Here is a 24,150-nt window from a genome sequence, read left to right as displayed (position 1 = left end):
GATTTCAGCGGAGATCCACCGCCGCAAATCGACTATTTCCCCTGTACTGGAGGAGCGCGGCGCCTCGAACAGAGCGCACGCAAAAGAGGGAGAGAGAAAAAGATGAGACATTTTCGACCGATCGGCCTTCTAGCCGCGTTGACGATTGCCACATCGGCGATCGCCATCAGCGCCTATGCGGCCGAACCGACAGTGCCACCGGTTCCAGCGGTCTTCCCGGCGGAAGGAAAGATCAAATATGTCGAGCGCAGCTCGATCCTGGAGTTCAAGGCGCTACCGGACTATCACGAGCCGGCCTGGGTTACGGACAAATTCGTCAAGAGCGGCAAGCTGCCGCCCGTGAAAGACCGCCTGCCGAAGGAGCCGCTCGTCTTTAAGACCGGCAACATGCCCGACGGCATCGGCGTCTACGGCGACACGCTGCGACACGTCATTGGTGGCCGGCCGGAGGGCTGGAACTATGGCGGCGGCCAGACACAGGGTTGGGGCGGCATCGACATCGGCCTTTCCGAATGCCTGACGCGCACCGCGCCACTCTTCCAGGTCGAAGCCAAGGATACCGAACCCCTGCCCAACCTCGCCAAGGGCTGGGAATGGTCGACGGATGGCCACAAGCTCACCATGCATCTGGTCGAAGGCGCGAAATGGTCCGACGGGGTGCCCTTCAACGCCGACGACCTGATGTTCTACTGGGAAGACGAGGTCAACGATCATAACGTCTCGCCGCTGAACGGCGCTAGCCCGGAAACGTTCGGGGCCGGCACGACGCTGAAGAAAATCGACGATTACACCGTCGAGTGGACCTTCAAGGATGCGTTCCCGAGACAATATCTCTACGCCATGGCGTACGGCACCTTCTGCCCCGGTCCGTCGCATATCCTGAAGCCGCAGCATCCGAAATATTCGAAGAACACTTACGAGCAGTTCAAGAATGCGTTCCCGCCGGAATTCATGAACATGCCTGTCATGGGCGCCTGGGTGCCGGTCGAATACCGTTCCGACGACATCATCGTGATGCGCCGCAACCCTTACTACTGGAAGGTCGACGAGAAGGGCAATCAGCTGCCTTACCTCAACGAGCTGCACTACAAGCTCTCGACCTGGGCAGACCGCGACGTGCAGGCGGTTGCCGGCTCCGGGGACTTTTCGAACCTCGAACAGCCGGAAAACTTCGTTGCCTCGCTGAAGCGCGCCGCACAACCCGAAGCTCCAGCCCGTCTCGCCTTTGGCCCCCGCCTCATCGGCTATAACCTGCAGATGAATTTCTCCGCCAATGGCTGGGGCAATCCGGACGCACGCGCTCAGGCGGTACGCGAGCTGAACCGCAACGAGCACTTTCGCAAGGCCGTCAGCATGGCGCTGGATCGCAAGGCAATCGGTGAGTCGCTGGTCAAGGGACCGTTCACGGCGATCTATCCGGGTGGCCTCTCCTCCGGCAGCAGTTTTTACGACCGCAATTCGACCGTCTATTATCCGTTCGATCTCACCGCCGCCAAAGCCGAGCTTGCGAAGGCCGGCCTCAAGGACACGGACGGCGACGGCATCGTCAACTTCCCCGCTGGCGTCAATGGCGGCAAGGACGTGGAACTCACTCTTCTGGTCAACAACAGCTACACCACGGACAAGAGCCTGGCCGAAGGTGTGATCGCCCAGATGGAGAAGCTCGGCCTGCGCGTCGTCATCAATGCGCTCGACGGCAACCAGCGTGACGACGCCAACTACAGCGGTCGCTTCGACTGGATGGTTCGGCGCAACACCACGGAGCTCGCCTCGGTCGTGCAGAACACCGAGCAGCTCGCGCCGGTCGGTCCGCGAACGAGCTGGAACCATCGCGCCGGCTCGGACGGCAAGGTCGATCTGATGCCGTTCGAAAAGGAGATGGTCGATATCGTCAACAAGTTCACGCAGTCGCAGAACAGTGACGAACGCGTGGCTCTGATGAAGAAGTTCCAGAAGATCTCGACCGAGAACCTCTACAATATCGGCCTGACCGAATATCCGGGCGCGCTGATCATCAACAAGCGCTTCTCCAACGTTCCTCCAGGCACGCCGATCTTCCTGTTCAACTGGGCAGAAGACTCCGTCTTGCGCGAACGTCTCTGGGTGGCTGCGGACAAGCAGGGCAAATACGAGCTGTTCCCCGATCAGCTTCCGGGTGCCCCGGGCAGCGCCGGCCCGATCAAATAGGGCCATATGAAGCTCCCCTGCCAGCCGGCATGAGGTCGGCTGGCAGGGAACCTGAAGCATCCCAGCGACTCGCTGTCGCCGGACAAGAATGAACCGCTGACGCATATCGTCCTGATGGAATGAGACTGCTGACAGCATCAAGAGAAGCGAACCGTCCGATGTTACGATTCCTGCTCGTTCGCATAGCCTCCGCCATTCCAGTGCTCTTCATCCTGAGCGTGGTGACGTTCGCTATCATTCAGGCACCGCCGGGCGACTATGCCGATTACATCCGCTCGCAATTGATGAACCAGGGCGGCGCGTCCTTCGAACAGGCAGATGCTCAGGCGCAGGCCTACCGCCGCGAACATGGTCTCGATAAGCCGATGATCGTCCAGTATTTCAACTGGGTCGGCGGCATCGTCACCAGAGGTGATTTCGGATATAGCATGGTCTATAACAAGCCTGTCGCCGATGTCGTCGGCGAGCGTCTGCCTCGAACCCTGGCCTTGGCGCTGGTGTGCCACATCCTGGCCTCCATCCTCGGCATCGGTTTCGGCATTTGGGCGGCAACACGGCAATATAGCTGGATCGACAATCTGCTTGCCGGCATATCCTTCCTCGGCATGACCGTGCCGCGCTTCCTGATGGCGCTGATCATCGTCTATATCCTCGTCTTCCAGCTTAATGTCTCGGAGATAGGCAGCTTCTTCTCGCCGCAATATGGTGGCGCCCCCTGGTCATGGGCCAAGTTCGTCGATCTGGTCAAGCATGTCTGGCCGGTCGTTGCGATCGCCACCTTCGGCGGCCTTGCCTACAATATGCGCGTCATGCGCGGCAATCTTCTCGATACGCTGAATGCCCAATATGTGGAGACTGCACGGGCGAAAGGTCTTTCCGGCGGCGCGGTCGTCATGCGCCATGCCGTGCCGAATGCGCTGCATCCGCTGATCATGTATCAGGGCGTCGTGCTTCCCTACATGCTGACCGGTGAAATCGAGACCGCAATCATCTTCTCGCTGCCCACAGTCGGGCCGGCTATCGTCGGCTCCATGGCCGTCGGCGACGTCTATGTCACGGCAACCTTCATGATGGTGCTTTCGGCAACCCTCATCATCGGCAACATCATCGCCGACATGTTGCTTGCGCTGCTCGATCCGCGCGTGCGTCAACAGGGAGGGATCCACTAATGCTCGCCTTCAGCAACTCCCCGCCCCCACCGGAAGAAAAGATCAAGCACAAAGGCGGCAGCGAAAGCTACGTCGCACTGGTCTGGCGACGCCTGAAGCGTTCCTGGACGGGTATGAGCGGCCTTGTCCTCGTCATCCTGCTTCTGCTTATGGCGGTCTTTGCCGAATTCGTCGCGCCGCTTGATCCCAAGGCGACCGACACCGGCTTCGCGCCGCCGCAGGTCATCAGCTTTCACGACAAGGACGGCAATCTCGTCTTCCTGCCTAGAGTCTACGCGCTCGTCGAGACCACCGATCTCGACCCGGTCACCTTCCAACCGATCGTCGGGCCGGATTACGATCACCCGCGCCTGCTCGGCCTCTTCGTCAAAGGCGACCCCTATTACATGTTCGGCCTGATCCCCGGTAATCGGCATCTCTTCGGTGCGACTGACGGCGGCCCGGTTCATTTCCTCGGCACGGACAAGTTCGGCCGAGACGTGTTGTCGCGCGCCATCTACGGCTCGCGTATCTCGCTGATGATCGCCCTGACGGTCGTTGCCATCGTGACCATCGTCGGCACCACGATCGGCATGATCTCAGGCTACTTCGGGGGTGTCCTCGATACCTGGATCCAGCGCTTTGTCGAGGTCGTTCTCGCCTTCCCGCAAGTGCCGCTTTATCTGGCCTTGACTTCGCTGATCCCCGTGACAGCGCCGACCAATGTCTTCCTTGCCTTCGTCATCATCGTCATGTCTGCACTCGGCTGGGCACAGATGTCACGCGAGGTTCGCGGCAAGACGCTGGCATTGGCAAGGATCGACTACGTGCGAGCAGCGATGGCGATCGGGGCCACCGACCGGCGTATCATCCTGCAGCACATATTCCCGAACGTCATGAGCCACGTCATCGTCGCCGTGACGCTTGCGATCCCGAGCGTGGTTCTGCTTGAATCCTTCCTGGGTTTCCTGGGTTTTGCCGTCAAACCGCCGCTGATCTCCTGGGGTCTGATGCTGCAGGATACGTCGACCTATTCGGTCATCGGCTCCTACCCCTGGATTCTCTCGCCCGTCGCCTTCGTTCTCGTCACCGTCTTCGCCTTCAATGCGCTCGGCGACGGACTGCGCGACGCGATCGACCCTTATTGAAAGGAGAACGGATATGGCTCTCGCACTCGTCAATCCCTTCGCTCCCGACATTCGCTTCGACGCCGGCGAAAGGGCCGTCGCGCCTGTTATCGATGCCCGCAACATCGCCGTCAAGTTCAAGGTCGAGGACGGCGTGGTCGATGCCGTCAAGGATATCTCCTTCCAGCTCTATCGCGGTGAGACCATTGCCATCGTCGGCGAGTCCGGTTCCGGAAAATCGGTAACGGCCCGCACCGTGATGGGGCTGCTGACCAAACGCGCCGTGGTTTCTGACAAGTCTGTCGTTCATTATGACGGCAAGAATGTCCTGAAATTCTCGGAGCGCGCCCGCCGGCAACTGCGCGGCGACCGCATCTCGATGATCTTCCAGGAGCCGATGAGTTCGCTCAACCCGATCTATACGATCGGCAGCCAGATCGTCGAGGCGATCCGTGTTCATCGCAAGGTTAGCCGCCGGGACGCCGAAAAGCGGGCGCTCGATCTATTGAAGCAGGTTCAGATTCCCGATCCGGAAGCAAGGCTGAAGCAATATCCGCATCAGCTCTCTGGCGGCCAGCGCCAGCGTGTGATGATCGCCATGGCGCTTGCCAACGATCCGGACGTGCTGATCGCCGACGAGCCGACGACGGCGCTCGACGTGACCGTGCAGGCGCAGATCCTGAACCTCATCCGCGACCTGCAAAAGCAGCTCGGCATGGCGGTGATCCTGATCACCCACGACCTGACCGTGGTGCGCCAGTTTTCCGATTATGTCTACGTGATGCAGCACGGAGAAATGCGCGAGCACAATACGACGGAAGCCTTGTTTGCTCATCCGCAGCACCCCTATACGAAGCATCTCCTGTCGTCGGAGCCGCGCGGCCGGGCAAAACCACTGCCGCCGAACTGTGATACCGTTCTCGAAGGCAAGTCCGTCAAGGTCGCCTTCATGATGCGGCATGGCAGCTTCTTCAAACCCGACATGCGCGAGCTCGTCGCCGTCAACGGTCTGAACCTGGAACTTCGCCGTCATGAAACGCTCGGGCTGGTTGGCGAATCCGGCTCCGGCAAGACGACCTTCGGCCAGGCACTTCTGCGCTTGATCGATGCCGATAGCGGCGAGATTTTCTTCGACGGGCAGGCAATCCATGGCAGATCTCGCGCCGAGATGCGGCCTTTGCGGTCCCGTATGCAGGTCGTCTTCCAGGATCCGTTCTCGTCGCTCAATCCGCGCATGACCATCGGCCAGATCATTTCCGAGGGGCTGGTGGTCAACAATATCGGCGCCAACAGGGCCGAGCGGCTGGACCGCGTCAAGGACGCGCTCGTCAGCGCCGGCATGCCGGCCAACATTCTCTCGCGCTTCCCGCATGAGTTTTCCGGCGGACAGCGCCAGCGTATCGCGATTGCCCGTGCCATCGCGCTCGAACCGGAATTCATCCTGCTCGACGAGCCGACCTCCGCGCTCGATCTCTCCGTTCAAGCCCAGATCATCGACCTCCTGCGCAAGCTGCAGGACGAGCGGGGCTTGAGCTACCTTTTCATCTCGCACGACCTCAAGGTCGTCCGCGCCCTTTGCCATCGCGTGATCGTCATGCAGCACGGCAAGATCATGGAGGAAGGGCCGGTCGACGAGGTTCTGTCCCATCCCAAGACCGCTTACACCGAACGCCTCGTTAGAGCGGCGTTCGAGGTAGCTTCATAGCATCCAGGAGATTTTGAAATGACAAGCACTCCCAAGATCACTTTCATCGGCGCCGGTTCGACTGTCTTCATGAAGAACATCATCGGCGACGTCTTGCAGCGCCCGGCGCTCGCAGGCGCAAAAATCGCTCTGATGGACATCAATCCGCAGCGGCTGGAAGAAAGCGCGATCGTCGCCCGCAAGCTGGCTTCGACGCTCGGCGCTCCGGCCACGGTCGAGATCTTTACCGATCAGCGCAAGGCGCTGGACGGCGCTAATTTCGTCGTCGTCGCCTTCCAGATCGGCGGCTATGAGCCCTGCACGGTGACCGATTTCGAAGTGCCGAAGAAATATGGCCTGCGTCAGACGATCGCCGACACGCTCGGCGTCGGTGGCATCATGCGCGGCCTGCGCACGGTTCCGCATCTGTGGAAGATCTGCGAAGACATGCTCGCCGTCTGCCCGAACGCAATCATGCTGCAATATGTGAACCCGATGGCGATCAACACCTGGGCGATCGGCGAGAAGTACCCGACGATCAAGCAGGTCGGCCTTTGCCATTCCGTGCAGGGCACTGCCATGGAACTGGCGCACGATCTCGACATTCCCTATGACGAGATCCGCTATCGTTCGGCCGGCATCAACCACATGGCCTTCTATCTCGAATTCGAGCATCGCCAGCCGGATGGTTCCTATCGCAATCTCTACCCGGATCTCGTCCGCGCCTATCGCGAAGGACGTGCGCCGAAGCCCGGCTGGAATCCGCGCTGCCCGAACAAGGTACGCTACGAGATGCTGACCCGCCTCGGCTATTTCGTCACCGAAAGCTCCGAACATTTCGCCGAATACACGCCCTACTTCATCAAGGAAGGCCGCGAGGACCTGATCGAGAAATTCGGCATTCCGCTCGACGAATATCCGAAGCGCTGCATCGAGCAGGTGGCGCGCTGGAAGAACCAGGCCGAGGAATATCGCACCGCCGAGAAGATCGAAGTCAAGCAATCGAAGGAATATGCCTCCTCGATCATCAATTCGGTCTGGACCGGCGAACCTTCCGTCATCTATGGCAACGTCCGTAACAATGGCTGCATCACCTCGCTGCCGTACAATTGCGCCGCGGAAGTCGCTTGCCTAGTCGATGCCTCCGGCATCCAGCCGACCTATGTCGGCGATCTGCCGCCGCAGTTGACCGCCCTTATCCGCACGAACATCAACGTGCAGGAACTGACGGTGAAAGCCCTGATGACTGAAAATCGCGAGCACATCTACCACGCAGCGATGATGGATCCGCACACGGCCGCCGAACTCGATCTCGACCAGATCTGGTCGCTGGTCGACGAGCTGCTGGTCGCTCATGGCGATTGGCTGCCGGAATGGGCGCGTGGCAATCGCAAGGTTCAGGCCGCCTAAAGCTACTCTCTCCCGGCTTGCGGCCCAAGGGGCCTCGCGGCGCTGCCGCGAGGCCTTATGTCTTTGGCCCACCGGCAGAAAACAAATGTCCGCAACACGCTGAATTACCGACAGACGCCGGATGGCAAAGCCGGACCGACTGCGCTAGAAACGGGTCGGAGTTTTGGGGAGATCGAAGACATGGCCAATTCAGACATTTTCAGTACCGGTACATTTATTGGACGTATCTGGCGCCCCGATGTCGAAGGCCCTGCTCTCGTCACAGTCCAGGATGGCACCGTTTACGACATCACCTCGAAAGAGGCGCCGACTGCGCGCGACCTTCTGGAGAAAGACGATGCGGTCGCTTTCGTCCGCGCGCAGCAGGGCGAAGCGGTCGCAAAGCTTGACGACTTGCTCGCAGCAAAGGCCGATCGTGCGACCATTCATCTTCTCGCTCCAGTCGACCTGCAGGCGATCAAAGCCTGCGGCGTCACCTTCGCTCGCTCGATGCTCGAACGCGTCATCGAGGAGCGCGCAGCCGGCAATCCGGATCTTGCCGAAGCGATCCGCGGCAAGGTGACCGCGCTGATCGGCGACAGCTTGCGCAACCTCAAGGCCGGCTCGCCTGAAGCCGCCAAGGTCAAGGCCGCGCTGATCGAGGAAGGTGTCTGGTCGCAATATCTCGAAGTCGGCATCGGTCCCGATGCTGAGGTCTTTTCCAAATCGCAGGTGATGTCCTCGGTCGGGCTGGGCGCGGACGTTGGCCTGCATCCGATCTCCAAGTGGAACAATCCGGAACCGGAAATCGTCCTTGCCGTCGACAGCCAGGGCCGGGTCAAAGGCGCAACGCTCGGCAACGACGTCAATCTGCGCGATGTCGAAGGACGGTCCGCACTGCTGCTCGGCAAGGCAAAAGACAACAACGCCTCCTGCTCTATCGGGCCATTCATCCGCCTCTTCGACGAAACCTATACGCTCGATGATGTGCGCAATGCCGATCTCGACCTGAAGGTCGAGGGCGAGGACGGCTATGTATTGCACGGCCGCTCGTCGATGAAGGAAATCAGCCGCGATCCCCTTGATCTCGTCTCGCAGACCATCGGCCGCCATCACCAATATCCCGACGGCGTTGTGCTGTTCATGGGAACACTTTTTGCACCCGTCGAAGATCGTGACACTCCCGGGCAAGGCTTCACCCACAAGGTTGGCGACATCGTCACCATCTCCAACGATAGGTTGGGCGCCTTGCGGAACCGTGTGCTTCTATCGACAGAATGCCCGCCATGGACCTTTGGCGTCTCTCACCTGATGCGCAATCTGGCACGGCGTGGATTGATTTGAAAAGCCAGACGGCCGACGCTTGGCAATGGTCTTTTTCAGCGAGTTCGGAATGATCGATATTGTTCGCATCGCATGCCTCATCCTCGCAATTATCGGGATCGGCGGCGGATGGCGTCGCATCGTCGCAACGAATGTCCAAGCCGCGAGCAATCCGGCTTTCAAGACTGATAAGGCAGCGAGAAAGGCTTTCGTTCGGGGAAGGATGAAGGCGACCTGGCGCCTGCTTCTCATCGGCTGGGTCGGGATCACGCTTCTGATCTCGACCTTCTTTATCGCCTACTAGCAGGCGAAGGATAAGCGTAGTCCGATCTGGGTTGGATTACGCAGCGCTCTTCGCAAGGAATTTTAGCCGAACGAGGGGGATCGTCCCGCCTCAATGCGTGGACATTGGCTGCGGTTGGCTCAAACGGCTGCGAACGGCGGTGAGTTCGGAGGTCGTATGGTTCAGACGATCGGCAAGAACGCGCATGATCTCGACGGCCATTTCCGGGAAATCGCTGAGCAGCTTCAGGAAATGCTCCTTGCTGATCTTCAATGCCTCCAGCTTCGAGGTGGCCTTCACGGTCGCGGTACGGGAGACGTCGCAGAGGATGGCAATTTCGCCGACGATGGAGTTGAGGTCGACTTCGGCAACTTTGATCTCGCCGGCTGGGCTATCGACGAGAATATCAGCAGTTCCTGAAAGAACAACATAGGCCGCGTCGCCTTGATCGCCCTGATGAAACAGGATCTGGCCAGCATTGTAGCTAACGCGATCTGACGTAAACGCCAAAAGTTTCAACTTCGCAGGTGCGATGCGCGAAAAAATCGGCACCCGCTTCAGCATTTCGACTTCATCTTTCAGAAGCATGAGCTTCAAACCCCCAGTGTTCGGCCCCAGACGCCACTGTGCAGATAGAATATTACGATAACAGTTCTTTGAACATACCGTTTTTCTCTAAAAGATCGGTGGTCGATCCGCTTTCGACAAGGCTGCCGTGATCGAAGACCAGCACACGGTCGAACAGCTCCGCAAAACTCGGATTGGACAGGACCCAGATGATCGCCGGCGCATGGCCTCCATTGTCGAGATCACCGAGGATGGCTCTCGCAATCTGGTCCTGAATGCGATGGTCGAGCGCCGGCAGAGGACGATTGCAGATGATGTAATCCGCCCGTTTCAACAGCGCGCGTCCAAGATTGAGCTTCTGACGCTGCACATTCGTCAGGCGCTTGCCACCCGAACCGACATCGAAATCCAGGCCGATCGACAGAACGCCATCGTGCATGCCGAGACGCCCGAACACATCATACATGATTTGGTGAATCTGCTCGGGGGCATTCGCCTGCTGATGCGCGATGCGACCGAACAGCACATTGTCCATCAGGGTCGCGGAAGCGGTGAAGCGTTCCGGATCATAGCGCTCGATGACGCTGGCAAGATCCGCCGGAATGTTCTCATAGAACTTCGCGCGCGCCTCGACGATCTTCTCCATGAGCATCTGCGTCAGAAGACCGAAACGGTGGCGAGGCTCGATGTAGGAGAAACTTAGACGGATGATCGCGGAGCGTTCGTCGTCGGTCGCCGCCTCATAGCCCTTGCCGTTCAGCTTCTGCAGCAGCGCCTCATAGGTCGGAATATCCTCCGCCGTCATAAAGGTCAGCTGCTGGAAGAAGGGATGGTCCGGCGGAAGATCCGTGAAGAGTTCGACGGCGTTTTCTGCTATCTCCAGACCCATATCGTAGAGGTCGGAAATCAACCCCGTTTCTGCGAACAATTGCCGAAAATACGGATGCGCTGCAAGCTTGCGATTGGTCATCTGCGGCCGCTTCAGCGTGCCGAACAGCAGGTTTTCACCAACGGTCGCTTGCGGATTATAGGCATCGAACTGGAAGGGAACGACGAGATCCTCGAGCTTCTCCTCCTGCAGCCTTAGCCGCAATGCCTGACGCAGTTCGACGATGCGCGACGTCAGATCCTGATGTGTCGCCGTATCAACATTCGAGCGCAACGCCATGTCGAAAATGTCCTGCGACATGGCAACGGCATCCAGAACCGGGCGGATAGCCGAATAGATATCGTCCGGACCAGTCGCGCCTGCCGCAGCATAATCGACCCAATCGCTGTTGAGCTCCAGCTCGGGATTGGCCGCGCGCCGTGCCTCGTTCATGCGCCACTTGGCCTTAGTGGCCTCCTCCTCGTCATAGACGGGAGGAATGAGCGGAGCATGCTTGAGGCCATAGAGAAGATTGCTGCGCAACGTGCCGTGGAAGAAGAAGGTTTCGGAGGATGCGTAGGCGATGCGCCTTCCGGTCAGAGACTCCGGCAATTCCAATAGGTCACGCCCGTCAATCGAGACGCGACCGCTATCGGGCCAGACCAGCCTGCCGAATGCTTCGGCCAGATATTCGCCACCGGCGCCACTGTCGCCAACGACCGCGACCCTTTCTCCGGGACGGATCTCGACCGAGATGTGATCGAGCACGCGGGCGCCGCTGTCATCGACGACAGTCACGTTGGTCGCAACCAGGGAATGGGTGATGCGGCCTGCGGGTGCGTGCGAAACGACCTGAATTTTCGGATCGATCAGCTGGTCGACACTGAACTGCTCGACCACCTGATTGTACTTGACCTGAACGTCCTGGCGCGACTGGTCCCAGTCGATCAGCTCCTTGAGGGGGCCTGGCAAGTCCTTGTAGGCATTGATGACGGCGACGAGCTGACCGATGTCCAAACGCCCCTGCAAGGCGAGGAAGCCACCGACCAGATAGAACAGGAAGGGTGTGACCTGTGCGAGGAAGTTATTGATGAATTTTACCAGGAACTTCCACTGATAGAGATCGTAGCGGATCGAGAAGATCAGCCCGAGGCGGTGGGCGATGTCGGCGCGCTCCAGGTTCGTCGTGTCGTTGGCATGGATGGTGCCGATACCATCGACAATCTCGCCGACGCGGCCGGAAAGCTCGCGTGCCGTCAGCTGCCGCTGGCGGCCGAGCTCCAGCAACCGCTTGCGCATGCGGGGAATGACGATCGCCTGCACGGCGACGATGCCAGCGGCGATCATGCCCAGCCAGAAATTCTGCATGATGATGAAGATGAGAGCGGTGACCGCCTGACCGCCCAGGAGCGCCGGCTGCACGAAGGCATCGCCCGTGAAGCCGCCCATCGGCTCCACCTCATCCTTGATCATGGTGGCAATCTCAGCGGGCTTCACCCGCTTGAAAAGCGCCGGTGGGAACCGCAATACCCGATCGATCAACTCGAAACGGATACGACGCAGCATGCGCTCGCCGAGCCGGCCCTTATAGGTGTTGATATAGAGCTTGAAGAGGCCATTGAGGACGACGAGCGCCAGGAACACCAGGCTCAGCGCGACCAGCATCCACATACGGGTAAGCTGTATGCCGTGAAACAACACGATATGGCCGATCAACGGCACGTCGAAGGCGATGTGCATGAACGTCTGTGTGTCGCCGGGATGCTCGAAACCCTTACCCTGGATCGGCCCGTTGACGATCTGCTTCGGCAGGTCGAAGGACAGGAAGTAAGGGATCATCGAAGCCGCAACGACCAGCAGGATCCAAACCTGCTCCAGCCGGGTATTCGACCAAATATATCGCGCTAGGCTTTTTTCCATCGCTTATTGCAGGCTTTCAGATTCAAACGCCCAGCGCCGACCGGATGCCGGCACCGTTGTTGCAGAAATACAGGGTGAGTTTGTTGTGGATACGTGGCCCCATTGTGAAAAGGGACTCCGCCCGGTCCTTCGTCCACGCTCCTCCCGATTCATCGATTTCTTGATTTATATCACAAGATTGCAGGAATCCAGGAGCATAAATCGACGGGTCATCACGATCGGCGTCCCGCCTTGTCCGTCACGCGGCGCCGCGAACAATGGCCGAGGTCCTTGCCGCTCCGCTAAGATCGATGTCGGGGCTATTCGGCTTGGGCCGTGACAGCGCCGTCTCGACCGCCGTGACGAGCAAATCCGTCGTCAGTCCCGCTTCCGGCAAAGCGAGTGCCAGACCCAGCTTTTCCAGTCGCTCGGACCGAACCGATTGTTCTGTTTCGCCGCCGGCCGTGAACGGCACCAAAATGGCGCGGCAGCCGGCAACGAGGAGGTCGCCGACCGTATTGTAGCCCGCCTGGGAAATCGACAGCTCCGCCCCTCTCAGCAAGGACGGGAAATCCTTGCGGAAGCGGACGAGCTCGACATTTTCGGGCGCGTCGGCGGCCAGATCGGCAAAATCCTGTTCCGGCAAGTTCGGTCCGGTCACCAACAGCCAGCGGCGGTCGATCGCCACACGGCTTGCGGCCTCGAGCGATGCGCGGATGAGGTCGCGCCCGACGGCACCACCGCCAGCCGACACGACCATATCGAAGCTCTCGGCGGGCTCCGGGGGGAGCGCCGGCGCAACAAGCCCAGTGTAGGCGATCTTGTCGGCGATGGATGCGGTCAGAGGAAAGGTTTCTTCCAGCCGAATGAAATGAGGATCACCGTGAACGAGAACGCCGTCGAAATGATCGCGAAGCAGCCCTACTGTCTCCTCGTCGCGCCCCGGCTTCTTCTGCTGCTGTAGAATATCCCGTACCGATGTGTAGAGCCGCGGTTTGCGATCGGCCTTGGCGATGGCATCGAGCAAGGGCAGCAGCTCGAAGCGCATCTGCCGCCGTCCGAAGGGGAAGGCTTCGATGATGACGACATCCGGCTCGGCCCGCCGAAACGCTTCGAGCAGAAGCTCGCAACGGCGTGCCAGAAACGCCTCATCGACCGGGTTGCCGGACTGATCGGCAAGCCCGGAAAAGCCGGCGCTGCTGGCGACTACCGGCGGCAGCGTGACGGAGGTCACGTCGCTGCCGGGAAAGCCATTCACCGGAATACCGCCTGTGACGACCGTCACCTGGCAGCCGTCCTTCGCCATGGCGCTGGCAATGCGGCTGGCCCTGGCCAGATGGCCGATGCCGAGCAGATGCTGGACGTAGAAGAATATGCGCAAGGGGCTGGCATGCGTGGCTGTCATGCGGATTTCCGCCATTGATCTTCCTTTTGCCACTGCTCTTCGAACAGCCGTGTCAATTGCCGAATGCTGGCATGATGGTCGAAATGCTCGCGCACCCGCCGCTCAGCCGCATCACCGAGCCGGTGGCGCAGCGCCGGATTGCGGATCGCAAGCTCCAGCGCCGCCGCAAGCGCCTGGGGATCTTCCGTGGGAACCACGAGGCCGTTTTCGCCGTCATCGAGCAGTTCCGGAACGCCCGAGACATTGGTTGAGATGCAGACAAGGCGCTGGCTGGACGCCTCGACAAGCACATTCGGCAGACCGTCGCGATCGCCATCGGCGGCCACGCGGCAGGCGAGCGCGAAAATATCCGCCTGGCGGTAATGCGCCAGCACCTCCTCCTGTGCCAACGCTCCCTTCCAGGTGATGCGATCGGCAATACCGAGCGTCTCGGCCAGTACCTTCAATTTAGACAGGCCGTCGCCGCCACCGATATGGGTGAAACGCCAGCTGAGATCGCCCGGCAACAGTGCCAGCGCCTTCAGCAACACGTCATACCCCTTCTTCTCCACCGCGCGCCCAACGCTGAGGACGAAGGCGGGATCGGACGTCTCGGTGCCGTCGCGGTTGGAATGTTCGCCGGCAAAAGGTCCGAAGCGGTCGAGATCCAAGCCGTGATAGCTCAGATAGACCTTATCATCCACTTTGATCAGATCACGCATGTGCTCGAAGCCATTGCGTGTGCAGGTCACCGTCCAACGGGCCCGACCAAGCTTTTCCGAAAGCTCCCAGTTCGGCGAGGTCCAGATATCCTTGGCATGCGCCGAGCAGGTCCAAGGAATGCCGGTCATGATGCTGGCATAGGCAGTCACGGAAGCTGGCGTGTGGATGAAATGCGCATGCAGCCATCCGCCCCCGTCAGGCCATTCATGCGCCAGCACCAATGCCTGACCGAAGCGGCGCACGCGGTTCGGCGTGATATCCCGCTTGAGATCCGCCCAGAACTGCTTCAGCAGCCGCTTGAATCCCGGCTTGCCGAGGCTAGCAAAGAAGGCGCGCAGGACCCTTAAGGGTTCGTTGTGCAGATACTCCGGCAGATAGACCACGCGCGCCTTGATCTCGTCATGCACGGGATGGCGCTTCTTGTCCGTCGGCTTTCGCATCGAAATCAGCGTCAGGTCGAACCCGGCCTTTTCCAGGCCGAGAAGTTCCTGCGCGATGAAGGTTTCCGACAGGCGGGGATAGCCCTTGAGGACTACCAGTATTTTCTTTCGCATCGACGAGTCCCGACGATCTACTCGGCAACGATCGACAGCGGCGTATAGCGCTCGCGATCATCGAACCACTCGCCGACGGTGCGCGAAATATGCACCAGCCCTTCAAGGCGCATACTGCTGCTGCTCGCCGATGGCGGTGCACGGTTGGGCAGCCGCTTCAAGGCCGCGGCAAGCTGCTTCGGATCCGCGGATTCCTCGGGCAGCAGCATATCCACGAGACCGAGCTCGCTTGCCCGCTGCGCTCGGATCAGCTGCTCCTCGCGCGGCCGGGTGCGTGGAATGATCAGCGCCGGCTTGTCGAAGGAGAGGATCTCGCAATAGGTATTGTAGCCGCCCATGGCAACGACGGCCTTTGCGCCGGCGATCAGCTCTTCCATCTTGTTGTCGAACTCGATCACCTGCAGACAGGCAATCCTGCTTGCGCGTTCCAAGAGCTGGCTTCGCTCCTTAGCCGGCATATAGGGGCCGAGGACGATCAGCGTCTTGTGCGTCAGGGTTTCGTCGTGCTCGAAGGCGCCGAGGACATCGCTGACCAGGTCCGCGCCATCGCCGCCGCCGCCCGTCGTGACCAGGATATAATCCTCATCCGGCACATGTTCCGACTTCGTGCCGAGGGTGGAAACACTGCGCTGCAGGAAGCCGACGAACTCCATCTTCCGGCGTACGCCCATGGGAACGTCGAGACCGACGAGCGGATCATGAAAATCCGGCGGACCGTAGACCCAGACGCGATCGTAGAATTGGTCGATCTTGTGCAGGACGTTGTTCTTCTTCCATTCCGCATCCAAAAGGTGCGGTGCATCCATGACGTCGCGCATGCCGAGAACAAGTGTCGTGCCCCGCGCCTTGAGATAGGTCAGCGTCTCTTCGATTTCGCCCTTGAGCCCCATCGGCTCCTTGTCGACAATGAAGACGTCGGGCTGAAATGTTTCTGCGGTGTGGCGAATGATCGATTGCCGCATCTTCAGCGTTTCCTGAAGAGCGACATGGCTTGCCATCGAGGTATATTCGCCGTCCCGCAGCTTGATGACGCTCGGCACCTTGACGAAATCGACGCGCGACCGATAGTCGAAGGCACCGGCGATCGTCGCGCCGGAAATGATCAATACGTTCAGCCCGCGATAATCCTCCACGAGAGAATGTGCGATCGTACGGCATCGTCTGAGATGGCCGAGACCGAACGTGTCGTGGCTATACATGAGGATTCGAGCATCTTCTAAGCGCCGCTTCATGGGCAAAACCTCTGGGGGATGAAAGTCATGTACGCGGATGTCGGCAAACGACATCCGCGTCCGCTCCTCGAATTGCAATCCTGTCTTCGCCATTCACCCTGCTATTTGTAGGGATCGGCGGCATCGCGCAAGCCGTCTCCTAAAAAGTTGAACGCCAGAATGACCAAAATCACCGGGATCATCGGGAAAAGAAGCCACGGATAGAAGGCGATCACACTGACGTCCTTGGCCTCGGTCAGCAGAATACCCCAGCTCGTGATCGGCGGGCGCAGGCCTAATCCGAGGAAACTCAGCGCCGTCTCGCCGAGAATCATGCGAGGAACCGCGGTCGTCGCCGCAGCGATCAGATACGACATAAAGCCCGGCACAAGATGACGGCCGATGATGCGCCTTGTCGGTGCGCCCATCAGCTGGGCGGCAAGCACATAGTCTTCCTCGCGCAACGATAAAAGCTTGGAGCGAACGGCACGCGCAAGACCCGTCCAGTCCAGAATGCCGAGAATGATGGTAATGCCGAAATACACGATGATCGGGCTCCAGCTTACCGGCATGATCGCGGCTAGCGCCATCCATAGCGGCAAGCTTGGTATCGATTGAAGGATTTCGATCACGCGCTGAACAAGCAGGTCGAACAAGCCGCCGTGATATCCCGCAAGACCGCCGATGACGATCCCGAGCACGAAGCTGATGGCAATGCCGATCAGCCCGATCGTCAAAGAAATGCGCGCGCCATAAATGATCCGCGATAGCACGTCCCTGCCGAGCCGGTCCGTTCCCAGCAGATACATCTGGCCGCCGACGGCCGGGCAAACCAGATGGACGTTTGAATCCACCAGCCCCCAGAAGCGATAGGCATCGCCGCGACAGAGGAAGCGGATGGGCTGCACGTCCGATGTGTTGTCGGTATAGCTCCTGCGCAGCGTGTCGATATCGAGTGTCATCTTGCGGCCATAGACAAACGGCCCGACGAAGTTGCCCTTGTCGAAGAAGTGAATCGCCTGCGGTGGCGAATGAATATAGTCGACGTTGCGGCTGTGCAGCCCGTAGGGCGCCACGAACTCCACGATCAGGATCATCCCATACATCAGCGCCAGGAAGATGCCGGATGCGAGCGCGAGCTTGTGTTTCTTGAACTTCCACCACATCAGCTTCTTTTGAGAGGCCATGTAGTAGCGTTGCTGGCCAGCGGACATGGCCTCGAACTGATCCGGATCGAAATCCGCGCTCGAGACATAATGCTCCAGTGGGGCGCCAGGGCTTGGCAGGGGTGCGGTCACTTTGTGCTCCTGCCTTGCAAGCGGATGCGGGGATCGAGAAAGCCGAGAGCGATATCGGAAATCAACACGCCGATAACGTTGAGGAAGGCCAGGAACATCAGGAACGAGCCGGCAAGATACATGTCCTGGCTCTGCAAGGCACGGATCAGCATCGGCCCGGTCGTCTCAAGCGACAGCACAATGGCGGTGATTTCGGCGCCGGAAATGATCGACGGCAGGATGGAACCAATATCGGCGACGAAGAAGTTCAACGCCATGCGCAACGGATATTTGACCAGCGCCCTCAGCGGATGCAGGCCCTTGGCGTGCGCGGTGATGACATATTGCTTCGGCATTTCATCGAGCAGGTTGGCGCGAAGGCGGCGGATCATACCCGCCGTCCCCGCCGTGCCGACGATGATGACGGGGATCCACAGATGCGCCAAGATCGAACGCGCCTTTTCCCAGCTCATCGGCTGCGACAGGTATTTTTGATCCATCAGATGGCCGACCGACACGCCGAACCAGACATTGGCGAAATACATCAGGATCAGCGCCAGCATGAAGTTCGGGATGGCGATGCCAAGCAATCCGAGAAAGGTGAGGCCGTAATCGCCCCAGCTATATTGATGCGTGGCCGAATAGATGCCGATCGGGAAGGCGATGAGCCACGTCACGAGGATTGTTGTCATCGACACCAGAATGGTCAGCCACAGGCGGTCGCCGACCACATCCGATACCGGCAACTGATATTCAAAAGAGTAGCCGTAATCGCCCTGCAGCATGCCGGCGACCCAGCGGAGATATTGAACCGGAAGCGGACGGTCGAGCCCATATTCGTGGCGAAGCTCCTCAATCTTCTGAAGGTCCGCGGTCTCGCCCTGAGCGCGCAGCTCGGCGATCTGGCTTTCGAAGAAATCGCCAGGCGGGAGCTGGATGATGGTGAAGACCAGCATGGAGATGACGATCAGCGTCGGGATCATCACCGCAATGCGCCAGAAGATATATCTAAGCATTGGGACGATCCTCCTTCATCCAGAAGGTGTCTGGCATGTAGACCCCGAGATAGCAGGTCGGAGCGAAGCCATAGAGCGCCTTATCAGGCACGTTCTGCATGCGCGACGAGTGAACGATCGGCTGCAGCGTGCCATTGACGAGCCCGATGGAAAAAACCTGGTCCGTATAGATCTCCAGCATGTTGTGCCAGGTCTCGGCACGCTCGAAGGAGGAGGCGGCCGCCTCCCACTCATGAAGCAGCTTGACGAGTTTGGCCGCTTCCGGAACGTCCGGCGCAACCCCTTTCGTCTCGCGCGAGAGGTAATACATGCCCCAGAGCGGCCATTGCATCTGGTCGTTGGTCGTCGGTGCCAGCTCCGCCGGATTCATGTCCGCCGTCGGCGCACCATTGTCGAGGCCGTACCACAACGACATCTGAATGCGCCCGCCCATGGCGCGGCTTTGAAAAACATCGCGTTGCGAGACTCGTGTGAAAAGCGCAATGCCGACCTTGCGCCAGTGATCGGTCACCAGTTCCAGGACGTCGGAATCAAGCGTGCTTTCACCCGGCGTTTCCACGGTGATCTCCATCCGACGCCCATCCGGCAATAGGCGGATGCCGTCCTCGTCGCGCTTGGCGAGACCGGCTGCATCAAGGAGAGCATTGGCCTGATCCGGATCGTGCGCGATCCAGGCCGACGCATATTCCGGCTTGAAGAGCGGGCTGTCCGGCAGGACGGTGTTCGCGCTCTCCGTGCCAAGGCCGTAGAAGACGGCCATGTTAATCTCATGGCGGTCGATCGCCAGCGACATGGCTCTGCGCACCCTGACATCGCGCAGGACATCCCGCCAGAGGGGATCGGCGCTGTTCAGATTTGGAAACAGCGCGACGCGCGAGCCGCGCACCGATTTCCACAGATTGACCTTGACCGGATAGCGCTTCTCCGCCTCCTTCAGGAAGGTATAGTCGCTGAAGTCTATGCCGGTTGCCTGAAGATCGCTCTCTCCCGCACCGGTCTTGGCGGCGATGATCGACGACGAGCTGATGTTCAGGATCAGGCGGTCGATGTAGGGCAGCTGCCGCCCGTTCTCGTCGACGCGATGAAAATAAGGGTTGCGTTCGAATATGAACTGCTCGGCCGGCGGTGCAGTCGTGTTTTTCCAGGGGTCAAGTACCGGCAGATTGGGATTTTCAGGCCGGTACGAGCGGCCCATTTTGATATGAAGGTCCTGCCACTTCTTCGCCCGGTTTTCCTGCATCAGCGAAGCAAGGCGAATGCTGTCCTGGTATTTCTTGTGGAACTGCTTGAGATAATGCGCCGGGCCGGCGATGACCAGCGGCTGCGGGGCGGCAAGAATCGACAGAAAACCCGGATTGGGATCATCCCAGGAATAGCGCACCGTCAATTCGTCGAGCATCTCAAAACGCGGCAGGCTGCCGTGCGGTCGCAGCTCCAGGGCCCCGCCGCCGGGTGTCAACTCTTTGTTGAGGATGACATCTTCCCACCAGTAGCGGAAGTCATTGGCGGTGAAGGGATGCCCGTCCGACCATTTATGCCCTTCGCGCAACTTGAAGGTGAAAACCATGTCATTGACGGAGGAAAAAGACTCCAGAATATCCGGCTGCAGCGTCAGGTTGCGATCGTAGCCGACGAGACGGGCATAGCCGTAGATCGTCATGAAACGGATATCGTTCTGGCTGCCGATGATGGTGCGCACCGAGCCACCATAGTGGCCTGGCGCACGCCCCATGCCGGCGACGTTGACGACGCGCGGGAATTTCGGCAGGCGCTTGGCGAGATGCGGCAACTGGCCGGCTCTCAGCCAATCGGCGAGATATTCGGGCTCGTTGTCGACATCGGCTGCGGCAAGAGGCGCAGGAAGCACCGTGGAGGCCAGCAGGCCAAGAAAAGTTCTGCGAGTTACCATTTGCGCAACTCCTGGGCATCGACACCCCGGCGGGCGCGAACAAAATGACCGCCGCCCAAATCGGCATAGGCGAGATCCGCATCCGCACTTTCCGAGAATTGCGGCCCCCATTTCTGCCTGGCTGCCGGACCCTCGCTGTTCAGCGCCGAGAAATCCAGCGGCCGGTCGAGATCGGGGAACGGCACGGCGGCGAGCAGCGAGCGCGTGTAGGGATGGACGGGTTCGCGCAGGATGATCTCACGCGGTGCGATTTCGACGATGCGGCCCCGCGCCATGACGGCAATCCGATCGGCCATGTAATCGACCACGGCAAGGTTATGCGAGATAAACAGATAGGTCAGGCCGAGCTCCTTCTGCAGATCCTTGAGAAGATTGAGGATCTGCGCCTGGACCGAGACGTCGAGCGCCGAGACGGGTTCATCGAGGATCAGAAGCTTCGGCCCGAGAGCCAAGGCACGGGCAATGCCGATGCGCTGGCGCTGGCCGCCGGAAAAGCTGTGGGGATAGCGGCTCAGATAGTGCTTATCGAGCCCGATCGCCTGCATCAGCGCCTTGACCTTCTCCTTGCGTTCGTCGCTGTCGCCATGCCCGTGGATTTCCAGGGGCTCGCTTAGGATATTGCGGATGGTCATGCGCGGCGAGAGCGACGAGACAGGATCCTGGAAGACCATCTGTATCTTCGTGCGCAGATCCATCAACTCCCTGCCCTTGACGGCGAGCACATCGATCTTGCCGCCGCCGTCGTCGAAGCTGACGGAGCCGCTGTCGGCCCTGATCGCCCGCATGAGGATCTTGCTCACCGTCGTCTTGCCGCAGCCGCTTTCGCCGACCAGACCAAGACATTCGCCGCGGCGAATATCGAAGCTGACGTCATCCACCGCGCGGAATTTCGTGCCATCCCGCTTACCGAACAGCCCACCGGCCTTCGAAGTATAGGTCTTGGTCAGGTTGCGCACGCTGAGCAGGACTTCGGGCGCCGTGCCCGAAGTCCTTGGGCTGCTGCCAATGAGCTTCTTCTTGCCGGAGAATGTGCCGAGATTGACGGGAACCTCGCGCAAAGCCTTCAGCCGCTCGCCCGGTTTCATGTCGAAATGCGGCACGGCCGACATCAGAGCCTTCAGATAGCGATGCTGCGGCTTGCGGAAGATCGTATCGACCGGCCCCGCCTCCATGATCTCGCCGTGATAGATGACAACGACCTCATCGGCCATGTTGGCAACGACGCCAAGATCATGGGTGATCAACAGTATCGCCATGTTGAAGCTCTGCTGCAAATTACGCAGCAAGCCGAGGATCTGCGCCTGGATGGTGACGTCGAGCGCCGTCGTCGGCTCGTCTGCAATCAGCAGCGCCGGGTTGCAAATCAACGCCATGGCGATCATCGCACGCTGACGCATGCCCCCCGAAAGCTCGAAGGGATACATGTTGAACGTATGGTAGGGATCCTGAAAGCCGACGAGGCCCAGCATCTCCTCGGTCATTTCGCGCTGCTCCGCCCTGCTGATGCCGGGACGATGGATGCGGAGCGCCTCACTGATCTGATTGCCGACCGTGTGCAACGGCGACAGCGAGGTCATCGGCTCCTGAAAGATCTTCGCCATGCGTGCGCCGCGCAGCCTGCGCATCTCAACGCCATCACGCGGCAGCTGGAGAAGGTCCGTTGTCTGGCCATCGAGCGGATCGGTGAAGAGAATACGTCCCGTTGCCTTTGCCGCAGCGGGAAGAATGCCCATGATCGACTGACTGATAATCGACTTTCCTGAGCCGGATTCGCCGACCAATGCCGTAACCTTGCCGGGAAGCACCCTCAGGCCGGCATTCTTGACGACATTCAGCTTATCCCCATAAAGCGAGAACGAGACGTCGAGGTTCTCGATACGCAGCAGATCAGTCCCTGACGCCATACATATTACTTCCCACTCACCTGACCGTTGTGGCCTTATACGGCACACTAACGTAGGCCAGAACAGGTGTCCAGCTTGTCAAAGTAGTGGTGGGGCTGTTAAAAAACTGTCGTCTTTCCAGTGATATATGGGCTTATGCTGAACTGGCAGAATGCAACAGTCAGGGCCGGAACCTATCGACTTGAAGATGGCTTTCGAACTTCTTGGCATCCCTGTGCAACAGAATGACCTGCTCCGCCTCGGATAACCCATCCGTCTCCGCATCGCTGAAGATATCCGCCACGCGGCTGGCCGCCGTTGCGGGCTTCGGAGAGACGACGGTAAAGCGCTGACGCACGCCGCGCAGCTTCTCCTCCCCGAGCGTTCCCCATTCGCAGTCCGTGTAGCCGGAGAATGCCTGGCTTGCGACGACCTCGGTCGCATATTTCTTCGTCAGGGATTGCAGCCGCTCCACTTCGTTGACGGCAGCACCGAAGGCCGAGAAGGTCAGCCGGTCCTTCAAGCCGACATTGCCGAACATGACATTGCCGACATGCAGGCCGATCCCGTAGCGCACGGCGCTCAGATTGCGTGACTGGCGCTCCTCGTTCAAGGCGGAGACGCGACGCTGCGCTTCGAAGACAGCCGATAGCGCCGCCTCGCAGGCCACTTTCGACGGATCCTTGTGCCGGCCGCAAGGATAGACGGCCAGAAATCCATCGCCGAGGAAACTCATTATTTCGCCACCATTGCGATTAAATGGCGCAGCGATCGCGTCGAAGAATTCGTTGAGCGTATCGATATAGGCCTGCCGCCCTTCTTTCTCGGCATAGACGGTGGATTGCCGCATGTCGCCCATGACCAATGCGGCACGGATCGTCTCACCATCACCACGGCGGATTTGCCCGTTCAGCACGCGCTTGCCGGCGTCGCCGCCGAGATAGGTCGTCAGCATGTTGTTGGCGAGCCTGCCAAGGACCGCCATCTTGGCAGCCATGGCCAGATGATTCTGGATGCGCATCAGCGCACCGATCATATCTTCGCTGAAGCCACCGATGCTGTCGGTGGACCAGGAGCCCATCATGCCCTGCACCGAACCCGCGCCGAAGGTCTGCACGAAGGCCAGGTAATCGGTGACCTTCTCCTTACGCAAATCCTCGAAAATCGGAAATTCGATGGCGCCGTCCAGATCGATCCGACGGCGCAAGTGCTGAAGATTATTCGACAGCAGATAATAATAGGGGCTCTGTACGAAGCGTTCGGGCTTCTCGTTCACATGCCTGTAGCCCTCGATCGTCAGCCCGCCGGCTCGCCGCCAGGTGAAGCCGAGCGCGTCATAGAGCGGATGCAGCATCGAGAAGGTCAGGTGCACCCGATTGATCGGCATCCCGGTAGCCGCCATGCGCTCGCAGAACCCCCGAACGATGGTCTCAAGGTTCTCCCCGGTCAACGCCGCCTGGGTCAACCACTCTGCAACCTTGTCGAGAAGAATATCGGAAACAGTCGAATGAGCAGTCATTATCCCCGCGGCCTATCTTTGCAATTATCGACGCGTCGCCCAGCAAAGCAGCGGCGACCAAGTTCCCAGGCTGCCCTCCGCAGTGCCTCCGGCCCAGTTGGGTCGGATGAAACAATCATATGACGCAGCGGCACTCCTCCGCGAAAGCCCAGGATTGCACCAACGCTGTAAAAATTGGCTGCACTTCTTCGCGCGCTCG

17 protein-coding genes are annotated in these 24,150 nt (G+C 59.7%); 7 read left to right on the top strand and 10 right to left on the bottom strand.

Annotated elements, in window-relative coordinates; genetic code table 11:
* Positions 1-102 precede the first annotated feature (102 nt).
* The 7 genes from QD409_RS02940 (at position 103) to QD409_RS02910 (ending at position 9,162) form a co-directional block, all read left to right on the top strand.
* Positions 103-2,187 carry an ABC transporter substrate-binding protein gene (locus QD409_RS02940; protein ID WP_092845406.1) on the top strand — a complete coding sequence of 695 codons (2,085 nt, stop codon included), beginning with the start codon at positions 103-105 and terminating at the stop codon, positions 2,185-2,187.
* A 158-nt stretch (positions 2,188-2,345) separates the two neighbouring features.
* Positions 2,346-3,356, top strand: a complete 1,011-nt coding sequence (locus QD409_RS02935) for an ABC transporter permease (RefSeq protein WP_092845404.1) — start codon at positions 2,346-2,348, stop codon at positions 3,354-3,356.
* Positions 3,356-4,483 (top strand): ABC transporter permease, encoded by a 1,128-nt coding sequence (locus tag QD409_RS02930; protein WP_092845402.1) that lies wholly within the window; start codon positions 3,356-3,358, stop codon positions 4,481-4,483. Before QD409_RS02935 ends, QD409_RS02930 begins: the two co-directional genes overlap by 1 nt.
* Before the next feature lie 13 nt (positions 4,484-4,496).
* On the top strand, positions 4,497-6,167 hold the full coding sequence (locus QD409_RS02925) for an ABC transporter ATP-binding protein (RefSeq protein WP_092845400.1): 1,671 nt from the start codon (positions 4,497-4,499) through the stop codon (positions 6,165-6,167).
* Between the two features lie 18 nt (positions 6,168-6,185).
* Positions 6,186-7,556 (top strand): alpha-glucosidase/alpha-galactosidase, encoded by a 1,371-nt coding sequence (locus QD409_RS02920; RefSeq protein WP_092845398.1) that lies wholly within the window; start codon positions 6,186-6,188, stop codon positions 7,554-7,556.
* A gap of 180 nt (positions 7,557-7,736) precedes the next feature.
* Positions 7,737-8,879, top strand: a complete 1,143-nt coding sequence (locus QD409_RS02915) for a fumarylacetoacetate hydrolase family protein (RefSeq protein ID WP_092845396.1) — start codon at positions 7,737-7,739, stop codon at positions 8,877-8,879.
* A 49-nt stretch (positions 8,880-8,928) separates the two neighbouring features.
* A complete protein-coding gene (locus QD409_RS02910) occupies positions 8,929-9,162 on the top strand; it encodes a hypothetical protein (protein WP_139115038.1) in 234 nt (77 codons plus the stop codon).
* A 90-nt stretch (positions 9,163-9,252) separates the two neighbouring features.
* Here QD409_RS02910 and QD409_RS02905 read toward each other — a convergent pair whose 3' ends face one another.
* From QD409_RS02905 to QD409_RS02860, 10 genes are all read right to left on the bottom strand, one after another.
* Complete coding sequence (locus QD409_RS02905; protein ID WP_004124544.1) at positions 9,253-9,729, bottom strand: cyclic nucleotide-binding domain-containing protein; 477 nt, start codon at positions 9,727-9,729, stop codon at positions 9,253-9,255.
* A 52-nt stretch (positions 9,730-9,781) separates the two neighbouring features.
* Positions 9,782-12,496 (bottom strand): ABC transporter ATP-binding protein, encoded by a 2,715-nt coding sequence (locus QD409_RS02900; protein WP_092845392.1) that lies wholly within the window; start codon positions 12,494-12,496, stop codon positions 9,782-9,784.
* 238 nt (positions 12,497-12,734) lie between these two features.
* Positions 12,735-13,880 carry a glycosyltransferase family protein gene (locus tag QD409_RS02895; RefSeq protein ID WP_092845650.1) on the bottom strand — a complete coding sequence of 382 codons (1,146 nt, stop codon included), beginning with the start codon at positions 13,878-13,880 and terminating at the stop codon, positions 12,735-12,737.
* Positions 13,877-15,136: a glycosyltransferase family 4 protein gene (locus QD409_RS02890; protein ID WP_092845390.1), complete on the bottom strand. Its 1,260-nt coding sequence runs from the start codon at positions 15,134-15,136 to the stop codon at positions 13,877-13,879. The genes QD409_RS02895 and QD409_RS02890 overlap by 4 nt, the downstream gene beginning before the upstream one ends.
* A gap of 17 nt (positions 15,137-15,153) precedes the next feature.
* Entirely contained in the window at positions 15,154-16,368 is a 1,215-nt protein-coding gene (locus QD409_RS02885; RefSeq protein ID WP_092845648.1) for a glycosyltransferase family protein, read from the bottom strand.
* 101 nt (positions 16,369-16,469) lie between these two features.
* Positions 16,470-17,645 carry an ABC transporter permease gene (locus tag QD409_RS02880; protein ID WP_092845388.1) on the bottom strand — a complete coding sequence of 392 codons (1,176 nt, stop codon included), beginning with the start codon at positions 17,643-17,645 and terminating at the stop codon, positions 16,470-16,472.
* Positions 17,642-18,640 carry an ABC transporter permease gene (locus tag QD409_RS02875; RefSeq protein WP_092845386.1) on the bottom strand — a complete coding sequence of 333 codons (999 nt, stop codon included), beginning with the start codon at positions 18,638-18,640 and terminating at the stop codon, positions 17,642-17,644. The genes QD409_RS02880 and QD409_RS02875 overlap by 4 nt, the downstream gene beginning before the upstream one ends.
* On the bottom strand, positions 18,633-20,549 hold the full coding sequence (locus tag QD409_RS02870) for an ABC transporter substrate-binding protein (RefSeq protein WP_092845384.1): 1,917 nt from the start codon (positions 20,547-20,549) through the stop codon (positions 18,633-18,635). Before QD409_RS02870 ends, QD409_RS02875 begins: the two co-directional genes overlap by 8 nt.
* Complete coding sequence (locus QD409_RS02865) at positions 20,543-22,453, bottom strand: ABC transporter ATP-binding protein (protein ID WP_092845382.1); 1,911 nt, start codon at positions 22,451-22,453, stop codon at positions 20,543-20,545. Before QD409_RS02865 ends, QD409_RS02870 begins: the two co-directional genes overlap by 7 nt.
* Positions 22,454-22,613: 160 nt before the next feature.
* Positions 22,614-23,951 carry an adenylate/guanylate cyclase domain-containing protein gene (locus QD409_RS02860; protein WP_092845380.1) on the bottom strand — a complete coding sequence of 446 codons (1,338 nt, stop codon included), beginning with the start codon at positions 23,949-23,951 and terminating at the stop codon, positions 22,614-22,616.
* Between the last annotated feature and the right edge of the window lie 199 nt (positions 23,952-24,150).

The sequence above is a fragment of the Rhizobium sp. BR 315 genome, assembly GCF_050577975.1.
In the GTDB taxonomy this organism is placed as follows: Bacteria; Pseudomonadota; Alphaproteobacteria; order Rhizobiales; family Rhizobiaceae; genus Rhizobium; species Rhizobium miluonense.
Note: the sequence above shows the minus strand (reverse complement) of the source record. Positions and strands in the feature narration are given on the sequence as shown.

Bases quoted from the DNA above. Each gene is read 5' to 3' on its own strand.
- QD409_RS02875 (WP_092845386.1), bottom strand. From the start codon at position 18,640: ATGCTTAGATATATCTTCTGGCGCATTGCGGTGATGATCCCGACGCTG.
- QD409_RS02895 (WP_092845650.1), bottom strand. From the start codon at position 13,880: ATGACAGCCACGCATGCCAGCCCCTTGCGCATATTCTTCTACGTCCAG.
- QD409_RS02940 (WP_092845406.1), top strand. From the start codon at position 103: ATGAGACATTTTCGACCGATCGGCCTTCTAGCCGCGTTGACGATTGCC.
- QD409_RS02925 (WP_092845400.1), top strand. From the start codon at position 4,497: ATGGCTCTCGCACTCGTCAATCCCTTCGCTCCCGACATTCGCTTCGAC.
- QD409_RS02930 (WP_092845402.1), top strand. From the start codon at position 3,356: ATGCTCGCCTTCAGCAACTCCCCGCCCCCACCGGAAGAAAAGATCAAG.
- QD409_RS02865 (WP_092845382.1), bottom strand. From the start codon at position 22,453: ATGGCGTCAGGGACTGATCTGCTGCGTATCGAGAACCTCGACGTCTCG.
- QD409_RS02915 (WP_092845396.1), top strand. From the start codon at position 7,737: ATGGCCAATTCAGACATTTTCAGTACCGGTACATTTATTGGACGTATC.
- QD409_RS02885 (WP_092845648.1), bottom strand. From the start codon at position 16,368: ATGAAGCGGCGCTTAGAAGATGCTCGAATCCTCATGTATAGCCACGAC.
- QD409_RS02890 (WP_092845390.1), bottom strand. From the start codon at position 15,136: ATGCGAAAGAAAATACTGGTAGTCCTCAAGGGCTATCCCCGCCTGTCG.
- QD409_RS02935 (WP_092845404.1), top strand. From the start codon at position 2,346: ATGTTACGATTCCTGCTCGTTCGCATAGCCTCCGCCATTCCAGTGCTC.
- QD409_RS02910 (WP_139115038.1), top strand. From the start codon at position 8,929: ATGATCGATATTGTTCGCATCGCATGCCTCATCCTCGCAATTATCGGG.
- QD409_RS02905 (WP_004124544.1), bottom strand. From the start codon at position 9,729: ATGCTTCTGAAAGATGAAGTCGAAATGCTGAAGCGGGTGCCGATTTTT.
- QD409_RS02860 (WP_092845380.1), bottom strand. From the start codon at position 23,951: ATGACTGCTCATTCGACTGTTTCCGATATTCTTCTCGACAAGGTTGCA.
- QD409_RS02870 (WP_092845384.1), bottom strand. From the start codon at position 20,549: ATGGTAACTCGCAGAACTTTTCTTGGCCTGCTGGCCTCCACGGTGCTT.
- QD409_RS02920 (WP_092845398.1), top strand. From the start codon at position 6,186: ATGACAAGCACTCCCAAGATCACTTTCATCGGCGCCGGTTCGACTGTC.
- QD409_RS02900 (WP_092845392.1), bottom strand. From the start codon at position 12,496: ATGGAAAAAAGCCTAGCGCGATATATTTGGTCGAATACCCGGCTGGAG.